General features: G+C 74.2%; 22 protein-coding genes. 8 read left to right on the top strand and 14 right to left on the bottom strand.

The window, feature by feature from the left end:
• Positions 1–12: 12 nt before the first annotated feature.
• The 6 genes from ACIOHG_RS26705 to ACIOHG_RS26680 form a co-directional block, all read right to left on the bottom strand.
• Positions 13–525 carry a hypothetical protein gene (locus ACIOHG_RS26705; RefSeq protein ID WP_400954157.1) on the bottom strand — a complete coding sequence of 171 codons (513 nt, stop codon included), beginning with the start codon at positions 523–525 and terminating at the stop codon, positions 13–15.
• Between the two features lie 349 nt (positions 526–874).
• Positions 875–2,464, bottom strand: a complete 1,590-nt coding sequence (locus ACIOHG_RS26700; RefSeq protein ID WP_400954156.1) for a hypothetical protein — start codon at positions 2,462–2,464, stop codon at positions 875–877.
• Between the two features lie 48 nt (positions 2,465–2,512).
• Entirely contained in the window at positions 2,513–3,010 is a 498-nt protein-coding gene (locus ACIOHG_RS26695) for a hypothetical protein (RefSeq protein ID WP_400954155.1), read from the bottom strand.
• Positions 3,011–3,014: 4 nt separating this feature from the next.
• Positions 3,015–3,500: a hypothetical protein gene (locus tag ACIOHG_RS26690; RefSeq protein WP_400954154.1), complete on the bottom strand. Its 486-nt coding sequence runs from the start codon at positions 3,498–3,500 to the stop codon at positions 3,015–3,017.
• A complete protein-coding gene (locus ACIOHG_RS26685) occupies positions 3,494–3,997 on the bottom strand; it encodes a hypothetical protein (protein WP_400954153.1) in 504 nt (167 codons plus the stop codon). Before ACIOHG_RS26685 ends, ACIOHG_RS26690 begins: the two co-directional genes overlap by 7 nt.
• A gap of 303 nt (positions 3,998–4,300) precedes the next feature.
• On the bottom strand, positions 4,301–4,930 hold the full coding sequence (locus ACIOHG_RS26680) for a hypothetical protein (RefSeq protein WP_400954152.1): 630 nt from the start codon (positions 4,928–4,930) through the stop codon (positions 4,301–4,303).
• Positions 4,931–5,366: 436 nt separating this feature from the next.
• Here ACIOHG_RS26680 and ACIOHG_RS26675 point away from each other — a divergent pair, with 436 nt between their 5' ends.
• The 3 genes from ACIOHG_RS26675 to ACIOHG_RS26665 are packed head-to-tail and all read left to right on the top strand — an operon-like array spanning position 5,367 to position 7,637.
• Complete coding sequence (locus ACIOHG_RS26675) at positions 5,367–6,677, top strand: hypothetical protein (RefSeq protein ID WP_400954151.1); 1,311 nt, start codon at positions 5,367–5,369, stop codon at positions 6,675–6,677.
• Between the two features lie 11 nt (positions 6,678–6,688).
• Positions 6,689–7,267, top strand: a complete 579-nt coding sequence (locus ACIOHG_RS26670; protein WP_400954150.1) for a GNAT family N-acetyltransferase — start codon at positions 6,689–6,691, stop codon at positions 7,265–7,267.
• On the top strand, positions 7,251–7,637 hold the full coding sequence (locus ACIOHG_RS26665; RefSeq protein WP_400954149.1) for a hypothetical protein: 387 nt from the start codon (positions 7,251–7,253) through the stop codon (positions 7,635–7,637). Before ACIOHG_RS26670 ends, ACIOHG_RS26665 begins: the two co-directional genes overlap by 17 nt.
• A 20-nt stretch (positions 7,638–7,657) precedes the next feature.
• Here ACIOHG_RS26665 and ACIOHG_RS26660 read toward each other — a convergent pair whose 3' ends face one another.
• Positions 7,658–8,677, bottom strand: a complete 1,020-nt coding sequence (locus ACIOHG_RS26660; RefSeq protein ID WP_400954148.1) for an NAD-dependent epimerase/dehydratase family protein — start codon at positions 8,675–8,677, stop codon at positions 7,658–7,660.
• A 125-nt stretch (positions 8,678–8,802) separates the two neighbouring features.
• On the opposite strand from ACIOHG_RS26660, the gene ACIOHG_RS26655 reads away from it, so the two are divergent.
• From ACIOHG_RS26655 to ACIOHG_RS26640, 4 genes are all read left to right on the top strand, one after another.
• Positions 8,803–9,384 (top strand): GNAT family N-acetyltransferase, encoded by a 582-nt coding sequence (locus ACIOHG_RS26655; protein WP_400954147.1) that lies wholly within the window; start codon positions 8,803–8,805, stop codon positions 9,382–9,384.
• Positions 9,385–9,467: 83 nt separating this feature from the next.
• Positions 9,468–10,061, top strand: coding sequence for a hypothetical protein (locus ACIOHG_RS26650; protein ID WP_400954146.1), 594 nt, complete (start codon positions 9,468–9,470; stop codon positions 10,059–10,061).
• Between the two features lie 543 nt (positions 10,062–10,604).
• Positions 10,605–11,690: a helix-turn-helix domain-containing protein gene (locus tag ACIOHG_RS26645; protein WP_400954145.1), complete on the top strand. Its 1,086-nt coding sequence runs from the start codon at positions 10,605–10,607 to the stop codon at positions 11,688–11,690.
• A 17-nt stretch (positions 11,691–11,707) separates the two neighbouring features.
• On the top strand, positions 11,708–12,391 hold the full coding sequence (locus ACIOHG_RS26640; RefSeq protein WP_400954144.1) for a hypothetical protein: 684 nt from the start codon (positions 11,708–11,710) through the stop codon (positions 12,389–12,391).
• 727 nt (positions 12,392–13,118) lie between these two features.
• On the opposite strand, the gene ACIOHG_RS26635 is transcribed toward ACIOHG_RS26640, so the two are convergent.
• The 5 genes from ACIOHG_RS26635 to ACIOHG_RS26615 form a co-directional block, all read right to left on the bottom strand.
• A complete protein-coding gene (locus ACIOHG_RS26635; RefSeq protein ID WP_400954143.1) occupies positions 13,119–13,319 on the bottom strand; it encodes a hypothetical protein in 201 nt (66 codons plus the stop codon).
• Between the two features lie 50 nt (positions 13,320–13,369).
• The gene (locus ACIOHG_RS26630) at positions 13,370–13,825 is read right to left on the bottom strand and encodes a hypothetical protein (protein WP_400954142.1); all 456 of its coding nucleotides are present in this window, start codon (positions 13,823–13,825) and stop codon (positions 13,370–13,372) included.
• Between the two features lie 537 nt (positions 13,826–14,362).
• Positions 14,363–14,791, bottom strand: a complete 429-nt coding sequence (locus ACIOHG_RS26625; protein ID WP_400954141.1) for a hypothetical protein — start codon at positions 14,789–14,791, stop codon at positions 14,363–14,365.
• Complete coding sequence (locus ACIOHG_RS26620; protein ID WP_400954140.1) at positions 14,752–15,213, bottom strand: hypothetical protein; 462 nt, start codon at positions 15,211–15,213, stop codon at positions 14,752–14,754. The genes ACIOHG_RS26625 and ACIOHG_RS26620 overlap by 40 nt, the downstream gene beginning before the upstream one ends.
• Before the next feature lie 189 nt (positions 15,214–15,402).
• Complete coding sequence (locus ACIOHG_RS26615; protein ID WP_400954139.1) at positions 15,403–17,325, bottom strand: hypothetical protein; 1,923 nt, start codon at positions 17,323–17,325, stop codon at positions 15,403–15,405.
• A gap of 188 nt (positions 17,326–17,513) precedes the next feature.
• Between ACIOHG_RS26615 and ACIOHG_RS26610 the strand changes: the two genes are divergently transcribed.
• Complete coding sequence (locus ACIOHG_RS26610; RefSeq protein ID WP_400954138.1) at positions 17,514–18,101, top strand: TetR/AcrR family transcriptional regulator; 588 nt, start codon at positions 17,514–17,516, stop codon at positions 18,099–18,101.
• Positions 18,102–18,235: 134 nt separating this feature from the next.
• On the opposite strand, the gene ACIOHG_RS26605 is transcribed toward ACIOHG_RS26610, so the two are convergent.
• Positions 18,236–18,817 (bottom strand): Imm1 family immunity protein, encoded by a 582-nt coding sequence (locus tag ACIOHG_RS26605; RefSeq protein WP_400954137.1) that lies wholly within the window; start codon positions 18,815–18,817, stop codon positions 18,236–18,238.
• Between the two features lie 291 nt (positions 18,818–19,108).
• Positions 19,109–21,166 carry an NAD-dependent DNA ligase LigA gene (gene ligA / locus ACIOHG_RS26600; RefSeq protein WP_400954136.1) on the bottom strand — a complete coding sequence of 686 codons (2,058 nt, stop codon included), beginning with the start codon at positions 21,164–21,166 and terminating at the stop codon, positions 19,109–19,111.
• Between the last annotated feature and the right edge of the window lie 401 nt (positions 21,167–21,567).

Genomic DNA, 21,567 nt, shown 5'->3' with positions numbered 1-21,567 from the left:
TCGGTGCGGTCTCTACCGGGCCGGAACGGTGGTGGTGGTGGTGATGTGGTGCTGCCTGAGCCATGCGGCGGGGTCGCGGAGGTCCGCGACGGTGGGCAGGCGCTCGCGGCTGAACGCGGTCGCGGCCAGCGCGGGCCCGCCTGCCCGGGTCAGGGCGGCGAAGAACGGCAGCCCGGGCAGGTAGACGGCGTTGCGGATGGGCCGGGTGAGGGGCGACAGCAGTGCGGCGGCCAGGCGGGCGTCGGCGCGCGGCCGGGGTTCGTGGAGGTAGCGGCCGCCGAAGGCGCCGAGGAGGGCGTCGACCTGCTGGTGGACGTAGAGGGCGTGGCCCTCGATGACGCGCCCGAGCGGGTGCAGGTCGCGGCGGTCGCGGTCGCCGAGGCGGACCTGCAGCTGCTCCTCCTCGTCGACCGAGGCGCCCTGGGGCCAGTACCGGTCCTGGGCGACGTGGGTGAGCTCGTGGGCGAACAGGGACTCCAGGGCGCCCGCGCCGGTGCGGCGCTTGCGGTGCAGGGCCGGTACCACCTGCAGTTCGGCGGGCCCGTCGGGGCCGTATCCGGCCTTGCCGAGGATCTGCCCGCCGCCGAGGGCGTGGAAGATGGCCCACTGGCGCAGTCGCTGTTGCAGGAGGACGTGGGCGTGGGGGCGGCGCGCTCGCCCAGGCGGGCGGCGGCGTCGGTGATCGTGCGGGTGATGTGGTGGCGGGTGGCGTCGGCGCTGCCGGCCGGGGTGAGCAGGCGCACCGTCACCGTCTCGGGCAGGGGCATGCCCGACAGGCCGGGCACGTGCGCGGCGGCGCGGTGGGCCGTCTCCTCGGCCAGGGCCGCGAACGCGGCGCCCTGGCGGCCGGCGTCGTTGACGATCTCGATCTGGGTCATGCGGTTTCTCTCCGGTCTGCGGGGCGGTTCACGGTGCTGTGCGGGGCAGCGAGGCGGGTGGCGAAGTGGGCGGCGAGGGTGAGGGGCAGGCGGGTGTCGAGGTCTTCGCCCTGCAGCAGGACGACGGTGCCGGCGGGCCAGTCGGTGAGGGTCTTGTCGAGGTCGGGGCCCGCCTGGTTGGGGAGCAGGACGATGCTGCCGACTCCTCCGGCCGCGGCGCGCTCGCTCAGTGCCCGGGCGTGGGGGTCGTCGGGGCGGGCGTCGAGCAGGAGCAGGTGGTCGATGTCGTGGGCGGCCAGGGCCCAACCGGCGCGGGCGTAGTCGGCGGCCGGGTCCGCTCCGGTGCGCAGCCGGCCGAGGACCGCTGCCCGCGGCCGCCGGCGGGCGGCCAGGTCGAGTCCGGTCAGGCCCGCCAGCAGGTTCGCCACGCCGGTGCCCGCCCGGTTGTCGAGCAGCAGGCCGCCGCCGGCGAGGGCGGTGGCGCCCATCCGGCCCGGCCCGCGCGGATCGACGGTGGCCAGCTCCTGGGCAAAGAACTCGAAGTCGTAGGCGGTGACGTCGTGGCGCATGCCGGGCGTGGTCCAGCCGGTGGCGGCGAGCCAGGCGGTGAATCCCGCCAGGTGGGTGATCACGCAGGAGCGGCCGGCGGCGGGCAGCAGGACGCGGGAGGTGCGGCCGCGCCAGGAGATCGTCACCCTGACGCCGCCGAGGCTGCCCTCCTTCGTGCTGGGCACGGGTTCCACGTCGCCGGCGTGCAGTACGGCGCCGGTGTCGCCCATGCCGACGGTGACCACCTGCGGGCCCTCGATCCGGGAGGCGATCGCCCGCAGCTCGGGGTCGTCGGTGCACAGCACCACCACCGAGCGCTTGTCCATCTGCTGGGTGACGGCCAGCACCTGGTGGGCGTAGGCGGCGGGCGTGATGCCGGGCGGGAATGCCTGTTCCAGCGGCAGCACGACCAGGACGTCCGGGTGCAGGAGGTCGACGGCGGTGCGGGGCGCGATCAGGTGCTCGCCGTTGGCCTCGTACAGGCCGAAGGGCGCGCGCTGCGCGCAGGCCTGGGTGAACGCGGCGGGCAGGGCGAGGTCCGCGCAGACGTCCGCGGCGGCAAGGACGGCGCTGCGGCCGGGTTCGAGGTCCAGGAGGCCGGCCAGGACGCGCAGCGCGGTGGACTTGCCCGGCCCGCCCAGGGCCAGCACCGTCGCGCCGGCGCCGTCGTGGTCGGGGGGCTGCAGGGCGGCGGCGTGCTGCGCGAGGCGCCAGGCGGCATCGACGGTGCTGTGGACGGTGATCGTCACCCCGCCGATCGCCCCCGGGGCGGGCACGGGGTGGTGGTCCTCCAGCAGCACCGCGCCGGCGCCCGCCGCCCACCCGGCCAGTGTCAGGGCCCGGGCCCGCTCCGGCGGGGTGCCGGGCGGCACCAGCAGCACCTGCCCGGGCCGCACCAGGCCCGGGGCGAAACCGATCGCCGGCACTACCAGCTCGTCCACCTGCCCGGGCCGGCAGGTGTGGGCCCTGCCGGACACCAGCGCGGCCAGCTCGCCGACCGAAAGGCGCATCTCGGCGCCCACCGCATTCGTCGTCATCTCGTCAACTCCTCTTCCGGCTGGGCCTGTTCGGGTCTTGTGCGCCGGTCAGATCAGGCGGCCCTCGCGCAGCAGGGTCCGGCGTCCCTCGGTCAGCGCCCGCTGCAGTTCCTCGGGGTCGACCCACACCTCGGTGCGGGGTTGCAGCAGCATCCGCCAGGGCCCCGCGTCGAACGGGGACGGCAGCAGCAGCTCGCCCTCGACGTGCAGCACCGCGCCGGTGAACTCCCGTGCCTGACCGTCGGGTTGGGCGTCGGTCAGGAACCAGGACCGCAGCGGCCCGGCCGGGTCGCGCAGGGCGAACGCCGTCCCGGACCCGCTCAGGAGACGGCGGTGCAGCACCGCGGCGGCCGTCGGCCCGAGCAGGCCCGGCACCTCGACCGCCGCGAAGCCGCGGATCGGCGCGAGCAGCGCGTGCTCGCAGGTCCAGCGCATCAGCGCCTCCTGCGGGTGCAGGCCGGTCAGGGTCGCATACCAGCCGAGACCCTCCAGTTCGGCGCGGGCCTCGGCCGTCTCGGCGGGCCGGGCCGGTGTTCGTCGTCCCATGCCGTCACACCAGGCCGTTGCGGCGCAGCGCACCGTGGGCGACGGTCAGCGCGGCCTGCACCAGGGCGGGCGGCGTGAGCACCCCGGCGCGGGGCGCATTCAGCCACATCCACGTTTTGCCGTCGCGCGTGGGCGGCGGCATCGCGGCGGTGCCGGAGGTGTGCAGGACGGGCCCCGGGGCACCGGGCAGCGCCCACGTGGTGCCGGGCCGCGGGGCGGTGGTGAAGAACCAGGCCTGGCGGTGGACGCTGAGCAGCAGCACCGGGCCGCTGTGCTGCTCGCATTCCTCGACCAGGAGCCGCGCGGCCTCCATGCCCCACGCCATGTTCGGGACCACCACCAAGGCCAGGTGCTCACCGAGCGGCATCTGCACCATCCGGCCGCGCAGCCACCTGATCCGGGCCCGGTCCGGGTCGCCCGGGTGGGCGAGCGCCCCGAAATAGCGCAGGGCCGCGGTCCACTGCGCGGCGGGCGCCGCGGCAGCTACCACCGGGCACCGTCCAGGGCCTGCCGCAGCAGCGCCCACTCCTGCCCGGCGTCGTGCGGGGGAGCGGCCCGCTCGTGCTGCTGCTCCCGGGCGGTCTTCAACGCGCCGGCCAGCAGGTCCGGATTCCACAGCTGCACCGGCTCGCCCGGGGCGACCAGCCAGTGCATGACCTCGACGGGCCGCCCGACCAGGTCCGCCAGATCCACGGCCACCGGCGCGAGCGGGAACGCGAACGCGCCGACGGTGCGCGCGCCGGCGAGTTCCGTCGCCGGGGCGTGGAGCGCGGGGAAGGCCAGGCGGCCGATCGAGCGCTCGCCGATCGACGGCGGCATCAGCAGCACCGGCAGGTCGCGGAGGCCCATCCCCCGCACCCACCGCAGCACCTCGGCGCCCTGGGCGAGCGGCACGACCATCAGGCACTGCCCGTCCGCCAGCTCCCGCACACCGGTCCACTGCTCCACAGCACCGCCGGTCCGCATGCCGGACTCGCTGGCGATCATCCCCGCACCTCTCGTCGTCTCCGCCTCGGTGTTCCCCCGGGTGTGGACCCCGACCGCCAACGCCCGTCCGGGCCGGGGTCCACACCGTGGTGGTGCCCCGCGGCCTGCGCAGCGGCCGGCGGCACCCGCGCAGGCCGGCGCCGACACCCTCGGCGGCGCGGCGAACTGCGCGGTGCGGTGGGCTCCGGCGCGCCGGGGGATGCGCGCTGCCCTCCCGCTCCCCGCCCGATCGGGCGGGGGCTTGGACCCCGGACCGGAAACCCTGAAGAAATGCCTCCGGGCCGGGGAGTTCCTGAACCGGCGTCAGGCCGGCTGCAGCCGCGGGCCGCCGAAGAACGCGGCGACCGCGGCCGGGTCGAACGGCGCCGGCTCCGCCGGTGCGGCCGGATCGGGCAGGGCCCACAGGTGGCGCAGATCCTCCGCCATCTCACCCAGCCACGCCGCATCCCACAGCCGCCCGCTGCCGTCCGGCTCCACCAGCCAGGACGTCCCGCGCCGCCGGGGCAGCGCCCGGCCCGGCGCCGGGCACCACAGCACCCCGGACTCCTCCAGGCGGACTAGGCCGAGCAACTGCTCGCCGACGGTCATGGCGCCGGGCAGCTCCGCCCGGCCGGGCACCGCCTCGAACAGGTCCGCGGCGACGTCCACCTGCCCGGCGCCGGCCGGCACCAGGAAGCCGACACTGACGTCGCCCTCGGAGGCGGTGCGCAGCACCGGCGCCAGCGGCGGCGGCGAGGGCTGCTCCAGCAGCCGCTCCAGCAGCCGCAGCCCGAGGAACGGGGCCACCCGCAGCACCGCAACCTGCCCGAGCGGGACCGGCGCCTCCCGGCCGTTGATCCACTCCTCCAGGCACGCCGCCGGGTCGGCGGACATCCCGGCCAGCCACCGCGCCCCGGCCGGGTTCCCCGCCGTCCCGATCCGCTCAGCCCACACGGCGCGCACCTCCCGCCCCGACGAGCAGACCCCGGCACACCGGCGGTGTCGACCCGGTGCGCTCGGCGTAGCCGCGGAGCACCGCCAGCGCCAGATCCGGGCGGCGCGGGTCGGTGGTGGCCGCGTGGAGAACCGCTCGGATTCCTGTCACGCCCATGACACTCCCCTCGATCGTCGGCGCCCGAGGCGCTGATGGCAGGTCGGCCGCCGGGCGGGGATGGCTCTGTGACGATGCATCGGCTCCACCCGGCGGCTGGGTTCCATTCCACCGGGTGACGACACGCTCACGGAAGACGATCAACAGTGCGGCTTAGGTGCATCTTGGGTTCATCTTGGGTGCACACACCCGGGTCGGCGGGCGAGTTCAGGCCGAAGTCCTGCCCTCACGCATGATCACGCAATAGGCTCGACCAGTGACGATGTGTAGGGGGCTGGGATGAGGCCGAAACCCGAGGGCTACAACCGCCGGTTGGAGAGCGCCCGTATCGCGCGGAACTGGCACAGCCAGGAACGGGCTGCGGCTGCGGCCACCGAGCACGGACGGCGACTGTTCGGCGATCCCGGCTTCGAGATCACGACGGCGAGTTGGCGCCGCTGGGAGTCGCCCAAGCCCGGCCGGCCGTACCCGAAGGCGCTGGAGTGCCTGTGCGACCTGTTCCAGGCGAGCAGCGAAGACCTCGGCTTCGCCACGCCGAAGGACATCGATCCGGCTGGCCAGTGGGCACATTCGCGGAGCATCATCGGCGATGTGAAGCGACGCGACCTCCTGGCTGCCGGCGGAACCGCTGCTCTGGGCGCTCTGCCCTGGCTGTCGCCTGCGGTACCGTCCACGGGCATGACCACTGCCCGAGTCGGCGAAGACGAACTCGACCACTTCCAAAAGACGCTGGCCGACCTGGACGCCCTCGACCAGCGCATCGGCGGCGCCCAGCTGTGGCGGCTCGCCAAACACACCCTTGAGACCATCCACGGCCTGCTGCAGCGGGCCGAGTTCACCCCCGCGGTCGGAGCCGAACTCCGCTCCCTGGCGGGCTCGCTGACGACCAGTCTCGGCTGGTACTGCTACGACGCCGACGAGCGCAACGCCGCCAGCATCTACTTCTCGCAGGCCCTGAACACCGCGCTCCTGACCGGCGACTCCCCCCTCGCGGTGCGCACCCTGTCGAACATGTCCCGCCAGGCGGTCGACCTGGGCAACCCGCGCGACGCCGTCCAGTACGCGCAGACCGCCGCCCAGCAGGCCGCCACCTGGGCACCGCCCCGCGTCCACTCGCTGCTCGCCATCCGCGAGGCACAGGGCCGGGCGCTGCTGGGCGACCGCTCCGGCACCGACGAAGCGGTCCTGCGGGCCTGGCGGCACTTCGAGCGGGGCGCCGGCGAGAGCGACCCGGACTGGACGAACTTCCTGAACGAGGCCGAGCTGACCTGCCTGGAGGGGATGGCCCGCAGCGACCTCGGCCAGCACCCCCGCGCGGTCGAACTGCTCGAACGCTCCACCCGGCTCCAGGACGCCGCCCACGGCCGCAACCTGGGCATGTGCCTGGTCCGCCTCGCCGGCGCGGCACTCGGCGGCCACGACCTCGACCGCGCCCTGGACGCCGTACAGAACTCGCTCGACATGATCGGCCGGGGCATGAACAGCCCGCGCACCACCAACGTCCTGAGCTCGCTCACCACGAACCTCACCCACTACGACGACCCGCGCGCCGGCGAGATGATCGAGCAGATCAGCGCCGTAGCCGCGTGACGGAGAGCCACATGCCCGACACCCTCACCCTGCAGACCCTCGACGCGCAGAGCACCCGCGACAGCATCAACGACCTGGTCGGCGTCTACGCCCGGGTCTACGACGTCCCGCCGTACGCCGACGACCCCTTCTTCTCCAACCAGTCCTTCCGCGACCGGCTGCTGGGGGCGACGCAGATGCCGGGGTTCCTCTGCCTCACCGCCACTGCCGGCAGGGAACTCGTCGGCCTGGTCCACGGCGTCACCCTGCAGCCGACGTGGCCGTGGTGGGTCGCCCTCGGCGAACACCGGGCCCCGGAGCACGTCGCCGCGGTCGAGGCCGGCCAGGTGAGCTGGCTGCGCGAGCTGATGGTGCTGCCCCAGCACACCAACCACGGCATCGGGCGCCGACTGCACAACGCGTGGCGCGCCGAGAAGGCCCTCCCCCTCACCGCCCTGACCTGCATCATCGACAACGAACCCGCGCACGGCGCCTACCTGCGCTGGGGGTACGAGATCGTCGGCGAACCGATCCGGCACGCCCCGGAGAGCCCGCTGTACGACCCCATGATCCTCACCACGCCCCCCGCACCCAGTGCTGCTGCCCGCTGATCGCGCCGGAGCCCGGGTCGAGACGAGCGCCACCCGCGCCCGGGACCTGCTGGACGACGCCTCCCGGCACCGGCCCCGCTTGCAGGAGATCACCGACACGGTGCAGGCCGACCTCGACCTCGCCCGCGCGCGCCTGCTGCAGGGAAAACTCGACGGAGCGCTGGAAGCCGCCGCCCCGGCCCTGGAACTCGCGCCGGGCTGGCGCGTGGAAGGCGTCGTCACCCGGGCCGCCGGCCTGCGGGCCGACCTGGCGAGGATCACCGGCGCACCCGCCACCGCCGCGCCGCACGGTGAACTCGCCGACCGCATCGAGCACTTCGTCGCCATCACTGCCGGCTCCCAGTTCGGCGGCCGCCCGGCCATAAGCTGACCCGGCGGCCCCCGGCAGGCTCAGCCGACCAGCTCCTCCAGCAGCACCCGCTCCTTCTCCGCAGCGATCCCGTGGGCGTGGCGCCGCGGGTGGTCGACCAGCCGGCCGCCCGAGCGCAGCCACGCCCACGTCTGCGCGATCGTCTCCTCCACCGGCCGGAACACCGCACCGGCCGCCACCGCCCGGGAGGAATCCACCTGCCACACGCCGCCGAGCGTGCGCCACAGCGGCATCTCCGTCCACTCCTTCACCCCGTGCCGGCGCAGCACCTCCTCGTCGGCCCACACCGCCTCACCGTCGCCGCCGGTCACCCGCAGGCACTCGGCGACGAACCCGCCGAAGGTGATCCCGGCGGGGTGGGTGACGTTGAAGATGTCGCCGCGGGCCGCCTGCGCGCGGTCGAGGGCGAAGGCGGCCACGTCGCGGACGTCGACCGGCTGGATCACCCGCCCGGCGGGCGCCGGCGCCAGGATGCGGCCTCCCCGGGCCGCCCGCTCCAGCCACCACGGCAGGCGGCCCACGTACTCCCCCGGCCCGAGGATCACCCCGGGGCGCAGGAACGTCGCGTCCGTCCCGAAGACCTCCGCCACCGCCCGCTCCCCGCCGGCCTTCTGGAACCCGTAGATCGTCGGCGAGCCGTCCGCCCCGGTGTACCCGAAGGTCTCGTCCGCGTCGGCCGGGGCCTCCAGGATCGGCGACGCCTCGGTCAGCGCCTCGTGCGGCCAGCCCCGGTAGACCGACACCGTCGAGACGTGCACCCAGTGCCCCACCACGTCCCGCAGGGTCCGCGCGCTCAGCAGCACGCCCCGGGGCGACAGCTCCGTCGAGCTGGTGTCCACCACCGCGTCCCACGGCCCCTCGGCGGCAAGACGCCGCAGATCGGCCTCGACCGTCCGGTCACCGGCGACGTGCTTCGCCCCGGCGGGTGGCATCCCCGACCGGCCGCGGCTGAACGCGGTGACCTCCCACCCCCTCGCCAGAGCCTCGTCCACCACCGCACGCCCGCCGAACCACGTCCCACCCAACGCCAAGAGCTTCATGCCTCCGCATATTGCCATCCCTGCCTGCGGCCCCCGACCCGCCGAACACCCCTTCGCCGGGTTCTCGCCCTCAAATCCCCCTCACCGTGCGATGGTTGATCACCACCGAACGTGATGGAGGCCCCGTGCCCGGCACCCTCACCCTGCAGACCCTCGACGCGCAGAGCACCCGCGACAGCATCAACGACCTGGTCGGCGTCTACGCCCGGGTCTACGACGTCCCGCCGTACGCCGGTGATGCCTTTTTCTCCAACCAGTCCTTCCGTGACCGGCTGCTGGGGGCGACGGAGATGCCGGGGTTCCTCTGCCTCACCGCCACCGCCGCCGGCGGGGAGGTCGTCGGCCTGGTCCACGGCGTCACCCTGCAGCCCGACTGGCCGTGGTGGGTCGCCCTCGGCGAACACCGGGCCCCGGAGCACGTCGCCGCGGTCGAGGCCGGCCGGGTGAGCTGGCTGCGCGAGCTGATGGTGCTGCCCGAGCACACGAACCGAGGCATCGGGCGCCGCCTGCACGACGCGTGGCGCGCCGAGAAGAGCCTCCCGTACACCGCCCTGACCTGCATCATCGGCAACGAGCCCGCGCACGGCGCCTACCTGCGCTGGGGGTACGAGATCGTCGGCGAACCGATCCGGCACGCCCCGGAGAGCCCGCTGTACGACCCCATGATCCTCACCGCGCCCCCGGCACCCGCTGCTGCTACCAGCTGATCAGGGACTGGGCAACGAGTGGTGGGACACTGGACGGTGTGTCGATTTCCACAGGTGGGAACCTGACGCCGCAGGAGGTTTTGATGCAGCAGCACGGCAACGCCCCCACCGCCTCCGGCGGTGCGGTGCGCACCTGGTTCCCGGACTACGACCGCGCCCGCCTGGTCGCCCTCGCCGACAGCCACGCCCTGGACATCGCCGTCGCGCACGGAGGCAAGGACGTCGGCCCCAACGAGGAGCGCCTGGTCGTCAACCTTCTGCGCCACCACTACACCGACTACGACCAGCACGAGCAGACTTCCGCCCGGCACCGTGCGGCCTGCGAGGCCATCGCCGAGCGGTACCCGTGGCTCGCCGAGGAGTGCCGGGCACAGATCGGCCGCCGCGAGCGGCTCGGCCTGGAAGCTGCCGACATCGCCGCAGGGCTGGAAGCGGATCGGGAGGTCGAGCGGCAGGAGCGGCAGGCGCTGGTGGCCGTGTCCCGGGCGGCAGCGAAGAAGCTCACCGTCGGGGACGCGGTGGCCTTCGAGGACGGTCGCGCCCACGGCGGGCGCCGCACTGCGACGGTCACGGCCGTCGGGCGCAGCATGGTCACGGTCGAGTACGGCCTGGCGTCCGGGGAGCGGAGGACGCGAAAACTGCACGCCTCCCTCGTCCAACCCGAGGGCGTTTTGTAAGCCCGCACGGTTCCGGAGCGGCCGACGCCCCCGTCGATGCCCGTCTCTGCGGCCCGCTCAGCCGCGTCAGAGGGGCGGGTTACCGGCACGGTCAGGTGCTGCGCCGCTGCCTCGGGCGTTCATCGCCAGGCAGCCGGGGCCCAGTGGCCGCCGTCCGCCGAAGAGGACGGTTGCGCGCCGCAGGGATCGCCTACGGCTCCGGGAAGGGCTGGCGCTCCACCGGCCCGGACGGGCGGCTCGGGGCCGGAGCGTCGACGACGGAGGAGAAGGACCGCGGTCGGCCCGGCGGGCGGCGGCCTGGAGACAATCTGTCCCCCCGTCACCTGCCCAACCTCGTGCGGCCGTTCGACTACACCGTCCTGCCGGACTGGTGGTACCGGCCCCGTCCGCGCCCTCGGGTACCGCCGTGCGGCCGGCCCCGGTGATCGACCAGATGAAACCCTCGGTTTCAAATGTCCGAAATATGGTGTTTCAATAGATGCAGGCGAGATCGACGCCCGAACCACCGGGCCGCCGCCCGCCCTCCTGCTTCTGGAGGCCACCATGATGCCCCTGCCCGAACACCTCGAAGCCGCACTCTACGACCGCGACCCCCTCAGGCGGCTGCGCGCCGTCCGCGCCGCCCGGGCCGACGCGGACAACTTCTTCCGCGAACTGGAGCTCCAGGCCCTCACCGACCTGGTCGCACTGCACAACGGGAACGACTCCGCGGCCGCCCGCGAACTCGGCGTCACCTCGCAGGGCCTGGGCCGCAAGCTCAAGCGGGCCACCTCGGCCGTGGCCGAGCAGTCCTTGGCCAACCAGGAACAGCCCGCGCTGTACTTCGATGACACGTATGCGGCGGAGGACGCCCTGGTTCTCTGGCAGTACGCCGAGCAGGAGCTGGCGGATCACCGCGACCCGCTCGTGCTCGGCGCCCTGGCAGCCGGGCTTTCCCCGGAGTCGGTCTACCGCTGCAGCGGTATCCCGCTGGACGTCATCAGGCGGCTGCGCCCCAGCGGCGACATCGTGGTGGGGGCGGACGTCAACCGGGCCCACGAGGTCCTGGAGGCCACCGGGCGCGCGATGACGGCCTACGCCGAGGGCCTGCGGGAGCGGGCCCGCACCCCGGAGGAGCGCGAGAGCGCGCTGGTGTGGACGACCGCAGCCGACAGCTTCGTACGCAACGCAGCGCCCATGCTGCTGCTCCCGGAAGTGTCCGCCGAGGAGGCGGAGGCGTTCGGCGGACACGGCGCGGCCCTGCGGGCATGGTCCCTCCAGGATGGGGAAGAGGACACCGGCCCGGCCGCACCGGAGATCGACGGGAACACGGCGGACGTGTCCGCGGAGGTGCGCGAGGCGAAGGAGAAGCACAACCGGGTGCTGCGGGCCCACGCCGAAGAGCGCAGCCCGGAGCCCGTGCACGCCTCGCCGGAGCGGCTCGCCCGGTTCAGCGTCGACGCCTGGCTCGCCACGGAGATCGCCGAGCTCCGCCGCAGGGCCGCCCGGCACACCGGCCGCGCCCCCGAGCCCGGTACACGCGACATCAGCGCGTTCTGCCGGGCCATGAGCGATGTCGCGGACGTCTACACGCACCTGCGGGCCACCGCGACCGTGCCGCCGCTCCCGGCCGTGCCCGCACACCAGTAGGAGAGGGGAGCGCCACCATGACCAGGACCACCTGCCCCGGAAGCCTGCTCACCCGCTACACCAGCAGCACCACGGACTTGCACCCCCCGGCGTCCTTCCACGCGGGGGCCTGGGCGTGGCCCCTGTCCCGGTCGCCCGAGTACTCCCAGGCCCGGCGCACCTACCTGCTGCTGGCCAGCTACGACGAGGGTTTCGCCGAACCCGCGGAGCAGGCCGCGCTCTCCCTCGGCGAGCGCCTCGGCGCCACCGGCTACACCGCGGCCTGGTGCGGATTCGGGCACCTGTCCGCGCACCTTGCGGCGCTCCACGCCCGGCAGCTGATCGAGCGCACGGTCTCCGACCCGGAACTGCCCCGGCTCATGGAGTCCGTCACCGCCCTGATGTGGCCCGCGCCCGACCGGGTCGCGGAGCCCTCCGTCGAGATGTTCGACTCCGGCGCCCTGCTCACCCGCCGCCTCTACGGAGCCAAGCGCTTCCTCCGCCCGTCTCCGGTGCTGAGGGTGGCAGAGCTTCTGGCGTATGCCGCGACCAGCGGCACCCCGCCGGAGCCCACCACCAGGTACCCGGTCTGCAGCGCCGGCATCGTCTGGTCGATGATCCGTCGCTACGGGCTCGAGAACATCGATTTGGACCGCAGGATCGCCGAGTTCGGCTCAGCGGTCCAGCAGATGTTTCCCGCCGCAAGCGCCTCGGCGGGCTGACCGCGCCCTGGCCGCCATCGGTGCGGCCCTCACCCCGCTGCGCCACCACGCCCTGCCCTGGTACATCGCCCACCGGGCCGCCCTGCTTGGCCTGACTATGCCCTCGGCCCCGATCCATACCCGGCTGCGCGTACTGCGGCACCCCGGCGACGCCGGGTACGCCGTGCTCGGCGACCTCGACCCCAACCGGAGATCAGGGACTACCTGCGCACCGGCGCCCCCCGAAGAGGTGCTCGGCCGCTTCGCCGCCGCCCTGCGGTGTTCCCCCGCCGCCTTCGGCCCCGACTTCCTCACCGGGCTGATCACCGGCACCGGTGGCCCGGTCGCCAAGGTCCGAGTCGGGGGCCACCCGCCGATCCGTCCCTTTCCTGGAGGGCGTCGCCGAGTAGGCCGGTGTCATCAGCGTCCTGCTCGGTGCCAGCGACGCGGGCCCGAAAGCGGTCGAAGAGGCAGAAGGCGCACAAGGAGGAGGCAGCACAACAGCGCGGCGGTGCCGGGCCGGGTGCTGACCTGCTCCTGGATGCTGAGCGGGCGCGGCGTGGGAGGAGCGGTGGTGTCGGGACCGGGTCCTCCGTCGAGCAGTAGCGGGCGCCTGTCCCGGCGGTTCAAGGTGCTCGGCCGCCCGCCATGTCGGCAACGGCAACGGGGCCCGTACGGTTCGCGCAGCCGAGCGCACCGCCGACGCCCGCCCCGTCGGGGACGGAAGGGCAGGGTGCGGTTCGGCGGCTCAGGCCTTCGCGGCCAGGTAGCCGCGACCCAGCGGGCGCCGTCCGCTGAAGGACACGGCGCCGGCCACCTGGCCGGTCTCCGGTTCCAGGAACGGCGAGCGCTCCACCGGCCCGGTGGAGTGTACGTCGGCCGGGACCGGCTCGTCGACGGCGGAGGAGGAGAACAGGGGCTGCCCCGGCGGGCGGCGGTCGGTGGTCATGGCGACAGTCTGTCCTATCGTCAGCGGCCCAACCCCGCCCGGCCGTTCGACTACACCGTCTCGCCGGCCCGGTAGTACCCGTCATGGGCAATCTTCCTGCCGACCGGGGCGGTGCCGACGCAGGCGATGAACAGGCGCCACCGGTCGTCGGTGTCGATCGTGGCGCCGTACCGGACGGAGGGCGGCTCCGGCCGGGTGCTGTAGCGCTCGGCCCGCAGCACCTGCCCCTCCCCGGCACCGGCGGCCAACGCGGCCAGCAGCGCCTGCTCCACCTCCGCGGTCCGCACCTTCCCGCCGGTCAGCTCCGGGACGGGCTGCGGGCCGATCCCGTTCGCGCCCTCGGGTGCCGCCGTGCTGCTGGCCCCGGTGATCGTCCAGTAGGAGGCGGCCGCCCCGACGGTGACCGCGATGCCGTACGGGCGCTCCTCCCACGGCGCGGCGGAGACGACACCGGGCACCGTGGGGAGCTGGTCGACGAGCAGTTGCTGGAGTTCGGCGGGAATCACCGGGCGAGCCTACCGGCGGCCCGGCCCGGCTGCGGGCGGCGGGGCCGTGTCGCTCCGGCTGGCACCAGCCCGGCCGACCCACGGCCGGGTCGCGTCCGGGCGCAGCACCGCGGGGGTAGGTGCTGCGCCCGGACGGGGCGGTCGGCTGCTGTTCGGCCGGCCGCGCCACCGCGCGGGACGGTGTGGGCGTCCTGCCGCGGCGGGGTGCGGGGTGGTGACGGGCGGTCAGTTCCGGCCGGAGTCTGCGGGAGCGGGGGCTGCCCCGCCCCAGTGGGAATCGTTTGGCATGCTCAGCCGCCCCAGTGGATGTCGGGCACCAGGGTGCCCCAGTAGACGTCGCCCGCCGCGGCGGTGCCGCCCCAGTTCGTGTCGGTCAGGTTGCCCCAGTAGGTGTCGGTGCGCAGCACGGTGCCGCCCTCCTGTGGTGCCGGTGGGTCGTGTGCAGGCGACCGTACTCCCGGTTGCGGGGTGCTGTCAGCATGCCCGGCGGGATCTCGGCGCTCGTCAGGATTCGGCTGGTGGTGCGGCCGGGCGCGGTCAGATGCTCGACGGCGGCCTCCCGGCGTCCTTCTGTGCTGCCTCGACCAGTTCCAGGAGCACCGTCAGGGCGTGGGCGTGCTCCCACTCACTGGTGCGGGGCGCGATGTAGCGGTCGCCCGTGAGCAGCACGTGGTGTACGACGGCGGCGATGTCCTCGGGGTGGGCGAACGGCGGCAGGGGCAGCGGTTCGTAGAGTTCCCAGCCCGCCCCCAGCCAGATGTCGAGGGGGCCGTAGTGCCAGCGTCTCCCGTTCTTCGGCTGCCTGTTGTCGGTCCAGTCCAGTTCCACCCCACGCGCGTGCCACCGCTTCGAGTCCGGTGCACGGGTCGCGAAGGGCAGGTACAGGTGTTCCTGCGCCTCGTGGAGGGGTTCGAGCCGGGCGGCTGTCAGCGCTGCGAGGACGGCGAGGCGGTACTGCTCCAGCACGTGCTGCTCGGCGCCGCGCAGTTGGGAGGGCAGCGCGCTGCCGGCCGACGGGGCGCCGTCGCGGCGGGCCGAGCGTGGGGATCGGGTTCGAGTCCATGGCCCAGCGCCTCCAGCCCGCCGCGCAGCAGCAGCCGGGCCCGGCGTTCGCCCTCCGCGGCGGCGTCGGCGAGCGGCCGCACGTCGTCCTCCGGGTGCTCGGGGTCGAAGGTGTCCAGGTAGAGGTCGAGAACGGTCCCGTCCGGCAGCCTCTCCCCCGCCCGCCAGGCTCCCAGTTCCGCCTCCAGACGGCCGAGTTCGGACTCCAGCGCCTCCACCAGGTCCGTGGGAATCCCGGCGGCCAGCATCCGCAGCGTCCCGATCGGCTTGCCGTAGTACGCCTCGACCGCGGCCGCCACGGCCCCGGCCGGCCCCCGACCCGTCATGCCCTCGAACTCCTCACCGGGAAGCAGCAGCGATGAACGTCATCCTGCTGTGCGGCCGCAGGGGCGGCACCTGGTTTTCCACCCGGCCGGTCCTGCTCCGGCCACGCCTTCGAGGTCGCGGACCCCGGGAGGGCGTGCCGAGCCGCTGCGGGGGCCGGGCGCGCCCGGGCCGCTGCCGGGGCCGGCGGGTCAGTTGGCGAGGGAGATCTCCCCGCTTCCGCGGGGGTCGGGGATGCGGTTGGCGACGAGCAGGTGCGGGGCGCGGACGGGGATGCCGGCGGGGTCGTAGAAGACGGCGGTCATGTAGTAGCCGAGCGGGATGCTGCTGGTGGCGCTGCGGTACAGCGGTTCGACGATGTAGTAGACGGTGCCCGTGGGTACGGCCGTGACCCGGGTGGCGACCATGGTCTCGAAGCGGCCCATGCTCTCCTCGTTGGTGTTGTTGTTGGAGAGCCGCTGTCCGCAGGGGCTGAGGTTCTCGACCTTGTTGGGGCCTCCGAACCGGCCGGCGAGAGTGTGGCAGCGCGCGAGCTGGGTGGCGGGGTTCGCGTTGATCAGGTTCAGCTTGTTCTTGGCCTGGTCGTAGCCGGGCGGGTCGGGCAGGGGGCTCTTGGGGGTCTTGGGCGGGTTCTTCAGGCAGGCCTTGCCGATGGCTGTCCTTCGGAATGGGCCTGTGTCCTTGGTGGTGTTGAGGAGCCAGCCGTCGCCGCTGCGGGCGGCGCCGGGGGGCTTGAGGCGCAGGCAGCCTTTCGGGTCGTCGGAGGTGCCGCGCGGGGCGGCCTGGTCGGCGATGTCGGCGTACGGGGACGGTGCGGAGCCCAGGGCGTCCTCGTCGGCCAGGGCCCGGGTGAGGGCGGTGGTGTCCACCGAGGCGAGGACCTGCAGGGTGGTGTCGGCCTGGGTGTGGACGGTGTAGGGGACGGAGCGGCCGGTGGCGCGGGCCTGGGCCTCGGCTGCGCGGCGGGCGGTGTCGAGTTGGCGGGCGACGACGGGGCCGGCCGCGGTGTCGGCGCACTGGACGGGCCGGGGTGCGGACACGGACATGGTGGCGGTGGCGGAGCAGGTTCCGGCGGGCCGGCCCTCGACGGTGACGGCTGCGGTGAACTCGACGTTCACCCGGCCGTCGCGGATGCGGGCGGCGGCCTGCCGGTTGGGGGTGATCGCCGTGATGCGGGAGCTGACGGTGCAGCCGGAGGCCGAGCAGTCCAGGGCGGGCTCGGCGTCGAGGCGGGCCGATACTCCCGCGTCCACGGCGCGGGACAGCTCCTGGGCGCGGCTGCGGATGTCCGCGCGTACCGTCCGGGCGGCGGGCTCGTCCAGCGGGGCGATGGTGAACGCCTGCGGGGCGGTGGCGAGCGCGGGCAGGGCTGCGGGCAGGGCGGGGCCGGAGCGCAGGGCGGCGGGTTCGGCGCGGGCCGGGGTGCGGGCGGCGGCGAGGGTGCCGGGGGCGCCGCGCGGGACGAACCGCATCACGCGGTGGGGGGTGGCGGCGGTGACGTAGAGGTCGCCCGAGGTCGTCCGGGCGCGCAGCGCGGCGAGCCCGTCCAGGCGCACCGGCGGCGCGGAGGGATCGGGCAGCGCCGTGCCGGGGCGGTTGAAGGCGTCGAAGAGGTGGTCGGCCAGGTCCTGGGGGCTCTGCCCGCTCGCGGGGGCGCTGCCGTCGTCCTCGCCGCTGAGACCGGTCACCCAGCGTCCGGCCATGGGGGCCATGGCGCTGCCGCCGAGAGCGGCGGGGACGGGGTCGGGGAGCCTGGCGTAGGTGGCGTCGCCGGTCCGCAGGACGCGCAGCGCGGTGCCGGAGACGGCGACGGTGCCGGAGGCGCTACCGGAGGCGGTGACGGTCACGCCGGTCCCGTCCGTCGGATCGCGGTAGCCGACTGCGGGGCGCAGCGCCAGGTCGAGCAGCGCGGCGGCGAACGGCGCCCGTGCGTCGGGGCGTGCCGGCGGGCCGGCGCTCTCGCACCCGGCCAGTGTCCCGGCCGTCAGCGCGGCCAGCACCGCGACGGCGACCGCCCGGGCCCGGGGGCGCAGTGTCCTGCTGCGGTGCGGCCGGACCGGTAACCGGCTGCCGGTGGCCGCCGCGCGTGCGTCGATGCCGTGTCGGTACTCCACTGCTCCCCCGAAGGCCGCGGCCGCTCCGGCGGGCCGCGGACCGGCGGGCCGCACCGCCGGAGCGGGCGGGCACCGACCGGGCGCGCGCGGAGGCGACCGACCACAGTCACCACAAATGTGGTAACCCATTTGTGGTACCACGAGTGGGGTAGAATGGGCAACAGGGCCTCAAGAACAGGGAACTGACGATGAACCACGAACGCCGCGACCGGCTGGGCGACGCCGCCATCGAGGTCTTGGCCGCCTCCGGCGGGCGCGGCCTCACCCACCGGGCCGTCGACGCGGCCGCGCACCTCCCCCAGGGCACGGCGAAGAACTACTTCCCCACCCGCGAGGACCTCCTGCGCGCGACCGCCGAGCGCTGCGCCGCCCAGTACCGGGAGATCTCCGGACAGCTGGCCGCCGCCGGCCCGCCCGCCGACCGCGGCGCCCTGGCCGCACTCCTGGTCGGCCTGCTGGACGACGTCGCAGGCCCTGGCCGCCCGCGCATGGTCGCCTACCTGGAACTGCAGATCGAAGCGGCCCGCCGGCCCGAGCTGGCGCCCGTCGTCGACGCCATCGCCGCCGCCGACCTCGCCGACCTCGAAGCTCTGCAGCAGGCGGCCGGACTGCCCGTCACCCCCGGCACCGCCGCCGCCCTCGCCCTCGCCCTCCACGGCGCACTGCTCCACCTGGTCGCCCGCGGCCCCGCCACCGCCGCCACCGCCCGCGCCGGACTCGAGGACACCGACCGCTTCGTCCGCACCCTCCTGGACGCCGTCTACCCGCCGCGATGACCCGCCCCCGCACCGCCCGAGCGATCTCGGCCGGTCACGGGACAACGCGACCGGGACGTCGCGAAGGGGCGCCTGTGCGGCGCGCGATGCGCAGTGGCTGCTGCGGTACGGGCCCGACCGGGACGGAGCTTTTCCTAAAAAGGGTGGTCCGGGGGATTTTCTTCCGATTCGCTCCAGGGTTTTGCTGCGCTCCTCCCCCGAGGCGCTTCGGGCTGTTCCGTGAACAGCGATTCGGGGTGGCGCGTTCCGTCGAAGTCGCCGGTCACCCAGTTGATGCAGGCGGGGCGTTCGCCGGTGCCGGATGCACAGTATTCCTCGACTGCGGCCCTGACCTGTGCGAGGGGCAGGGCGCAGGCGGGGTCGTAGTCGTATCCGCCGTGCGGTGAGGCCGTCAGGCGGGGATCGGCCCGGGGCGGGGCGGGGTTGTCGGAGAGCCAGAGGAATTCGTGGATCCCGCCGGTGCGGAGGTCGGAGGACCAGCTGAGGGCCCCGTATCCCTGATGCTCGTCCACTGTGGCGCGCAGGAAGGCACGGGGGCCCTCGTCGGCGCTCGTCTCGCCGACGACGAACCACGCCTGGGAGCCTGCGGAGTAGACCCCGGGGGAGACTTCCTTCGGCGTGGTCGCCCGGAAGACCTCGGAGATCATCGCGCCGATCTCCTCCGGGCGTGTGGGGCGGTATTCGATTCCGCCCTCCGTGGCGATCCGGAGAATCAATTAATTCCACCCATCGGTCGCCTTGCAGATGGCCGCCCGTCCTCGAAGACGTAGCAGAGCGCAGCCGGATTCCTGTTGTTCAGGGCCGGCAGATTCCCGGGCGGGTAGCGGGCCCGGATGGCACCCTGTGCGCCGCCCGGCGGACTCCTTCCCCGATGAAGTCCTGTTGGCGCACATGCTGCACGCGCGGTTTCGAGCCCTCCTGTTCGAGCGCCGAAGCTTCGAGGGGCCCGGTTCGTGGCCCCGGCCGCCGGTACCGGCGAGCGGGGCCACCGACCGGGGCGTACGAAGTCAGTCGGCGGGGAGGTGGTCGGCGACCAGGTTGGCGAACTCGTCGGGGGTGAGGATGCGGATGGCGAGCTCCTCGGCCTTGGCGCGCTTGGAGCCGGCCTTCTCGCCGGCGACCAGCAGGGTGGTGCGCTTGGAGACGGAGGAGGACGCCTTGCCGCCCGCCCGTTCGATCAGCTCGTTCATCTCGTTGCGGGACAGAGCGGCGAGCGGGCCCGTCATCGAGCCCGTGACCACGACCGCTTCTCCGGCCAGCGGGCCGCCCCCGACCGGGGCGCCGCCCGGGTCCGCGGCTTCGGTGGGACGCTGGGGCTCGGCGGCCTGGATGCCGACCCGCTGGGCGGCCAGCTTGTCGAGGAGGGGCGCGAGTTCGAGGAGCTCCGCGGCCACCACGCGTGCCTTCTCCACGCCGATGCCGGGGACCTCCGCCAGGGTGTCGGCATCGGCGGTGCGGATGGCGGCCATAGAACCGAAGTGCGCGGCGATCCGGCGCGACATCGTGCGCCCCGTACCGCGCACGCCCAGCGCGCAGAACACCCGGTTCAGGGCAGCGCCGCGGGCGGTCTCGATCGCGGCCAGGAGGTTGTCGGCGCTGGTGTCGGCCATCCGCTCCAGGCCGAGCAACTGCTCCCGGGTGAGGGTGAACAGGTCGGCGATGTCGTGGACGAGGCCGGCTTCGACGAGCTGGACGGCGCGGGTGCGGCCGAGGCCCTCGATGTCGAGTTGGTCGCGGCCGGCGGCGTAGATGATCGACGCCACGGCCTGGCAGTTGCGGCCGCGCACGCAGCGCCAGCGCTGTTCGCTCCGGTCGACCTCGTCCCCGCAGCGCGGGCAGACCTCGGGGAAGTCGATCGGCCGCTCCTGGCCGGTGCGCTGCTCCACCAGAGGGGCCTCCACCCGGGGGATCACGTCGCCCGCGCGATACACGTAGCAGAGATCACCGAGCATCAGGTCCCGACGGGTGATGTCGGCCGGGTTGTGCAGCGTGGCAAAAGCAATGGTGACGCCGTCGATGACCACCGGCTCCAGGACGGCGCGCGGCGCGATGATGCCGGTGCGGCCCACCGCCCACTCCACCCCCAGCAGGCGGGTCACCTTGTGCTCGGCCGCCAACTTCCGGGCGACGGACCACCTGGGGGCACGCGAGCCGTTACCGGCGTCCCGCTGGTCGGCCGCGGAGTCGGCCTTGATCACCACGCCGTCGATGCCGAACGGCAGTCGGGACCGCAGCGCGGCGATCTCCTCGATGCGCTGCTGCACCTCCTCGACGCTCCCGCACAGCGCCGGGGCGGCGTCGGTGCTGGCGGCGGTGTTGGCACCGAGCTCTGCCAGGCGCTGCAGGAGGGCGTGGTGGCCGAGTTCGTCGCCCAGGCCGATCGCAGCGTAGGCGAAGAACGTCAACTCGATCCGGTAGGGGCGGTCCTTGGCCCGCAGCGTGCCGGCCGCGCCGTTGCGCGGGTGGGCGAAGGGGGTGGCGCCGTGGGCGAGCCGGATGCGGTTCGCCTCCTCGAACTGGGCCGTCGTCAAAAGGACTTCGCCGCGCAGCTCGACGTCGACCGGCTCCGTCAGCACCGGCGGCAGGCCGAGGACGGCCTCGGCGGCGTGGCTGATGTCCTCACCCGCCAGGCCGTCGCCCCGGGTCAGCACCCGCTCCAGCTTCCCGCCCCGGTAGCGGGCCGCGACCGCCAGCCCGTCGAGCTTCGGCTCCACGCACCACCCCGCCGGGGCGCGCCCCAGCCGGCGCTCCAACCCCGCGGCCCAGTCGGCGAGTTCCTCCGCCGAGAACACGTTGTCCAGCGAGAGCATCGGCACGCTGTGCGGCACGTCGCCGACCACCGCGCCGCCCGCGACCTTCCCGGTCGGCGAATCCGGCAGCACCTCGTCCGGGTGCGCGTCCTCGTACGCGGCGATCGCCCGCACCAGCGCGTCGTACTCGTCGTCCCCGAGCGGCGTCGCGCCGTCCGTGTAGTAGGCGGCGGCGGCCTGAACGGCGGCGGCAACGGCGTCGGCGTACGCGGCGTTATCAGGCAGTGCGGTGCCGGGAGCGGTGGAGGTCGTCATGGCTCAATGATCGCGGTCGGGGCTGACACTCCATGAACGCGGACACCCTGGCGCTGGGCCGGTCCGCTTCCGGGGTGTGGGCCGGGCACCAGGCGGCAGGAACGGCCTCGCACAGCTACCGCATCGCCGCCCGCGGTGTCAGGGTGTCTGCCTCGCCGCCGATCCGAGCATGCGGAGTTGCACTCGCAACCGGCAGGTGAGGCCTGTGAACCAGTCAGGCAGAACGATCTGCCGGATCGAGTCGTCCAGGTTCTCGCCTTCGGCAACAGCATGAGCCAGCACGCTCTGCGCTCCTCCGCGATCCCTTGCGCCCCCGACGGGGCCGACTGGGTCCGCCGACCTGGCGCGCCCGCAACGCGCCGTAAGAGGCTCCCGCTCCTCTCGTGCAGCCGCCCGGGGCT

It is taken from the genome of Kitasatospora sp. NPDC088134 (genome assembly GCF_044741705.1).
Lineage (GTDB): Bacteria > Actinomycetota > Actinomycetes > Streptomycetales > Streptomycetaceae > Kitasatospora.
The sequence above is the reverse complement of the archived record's forward strand: the minus strand, read 5'-3'. Positions and strand labels throughout refer to the sequence as shown.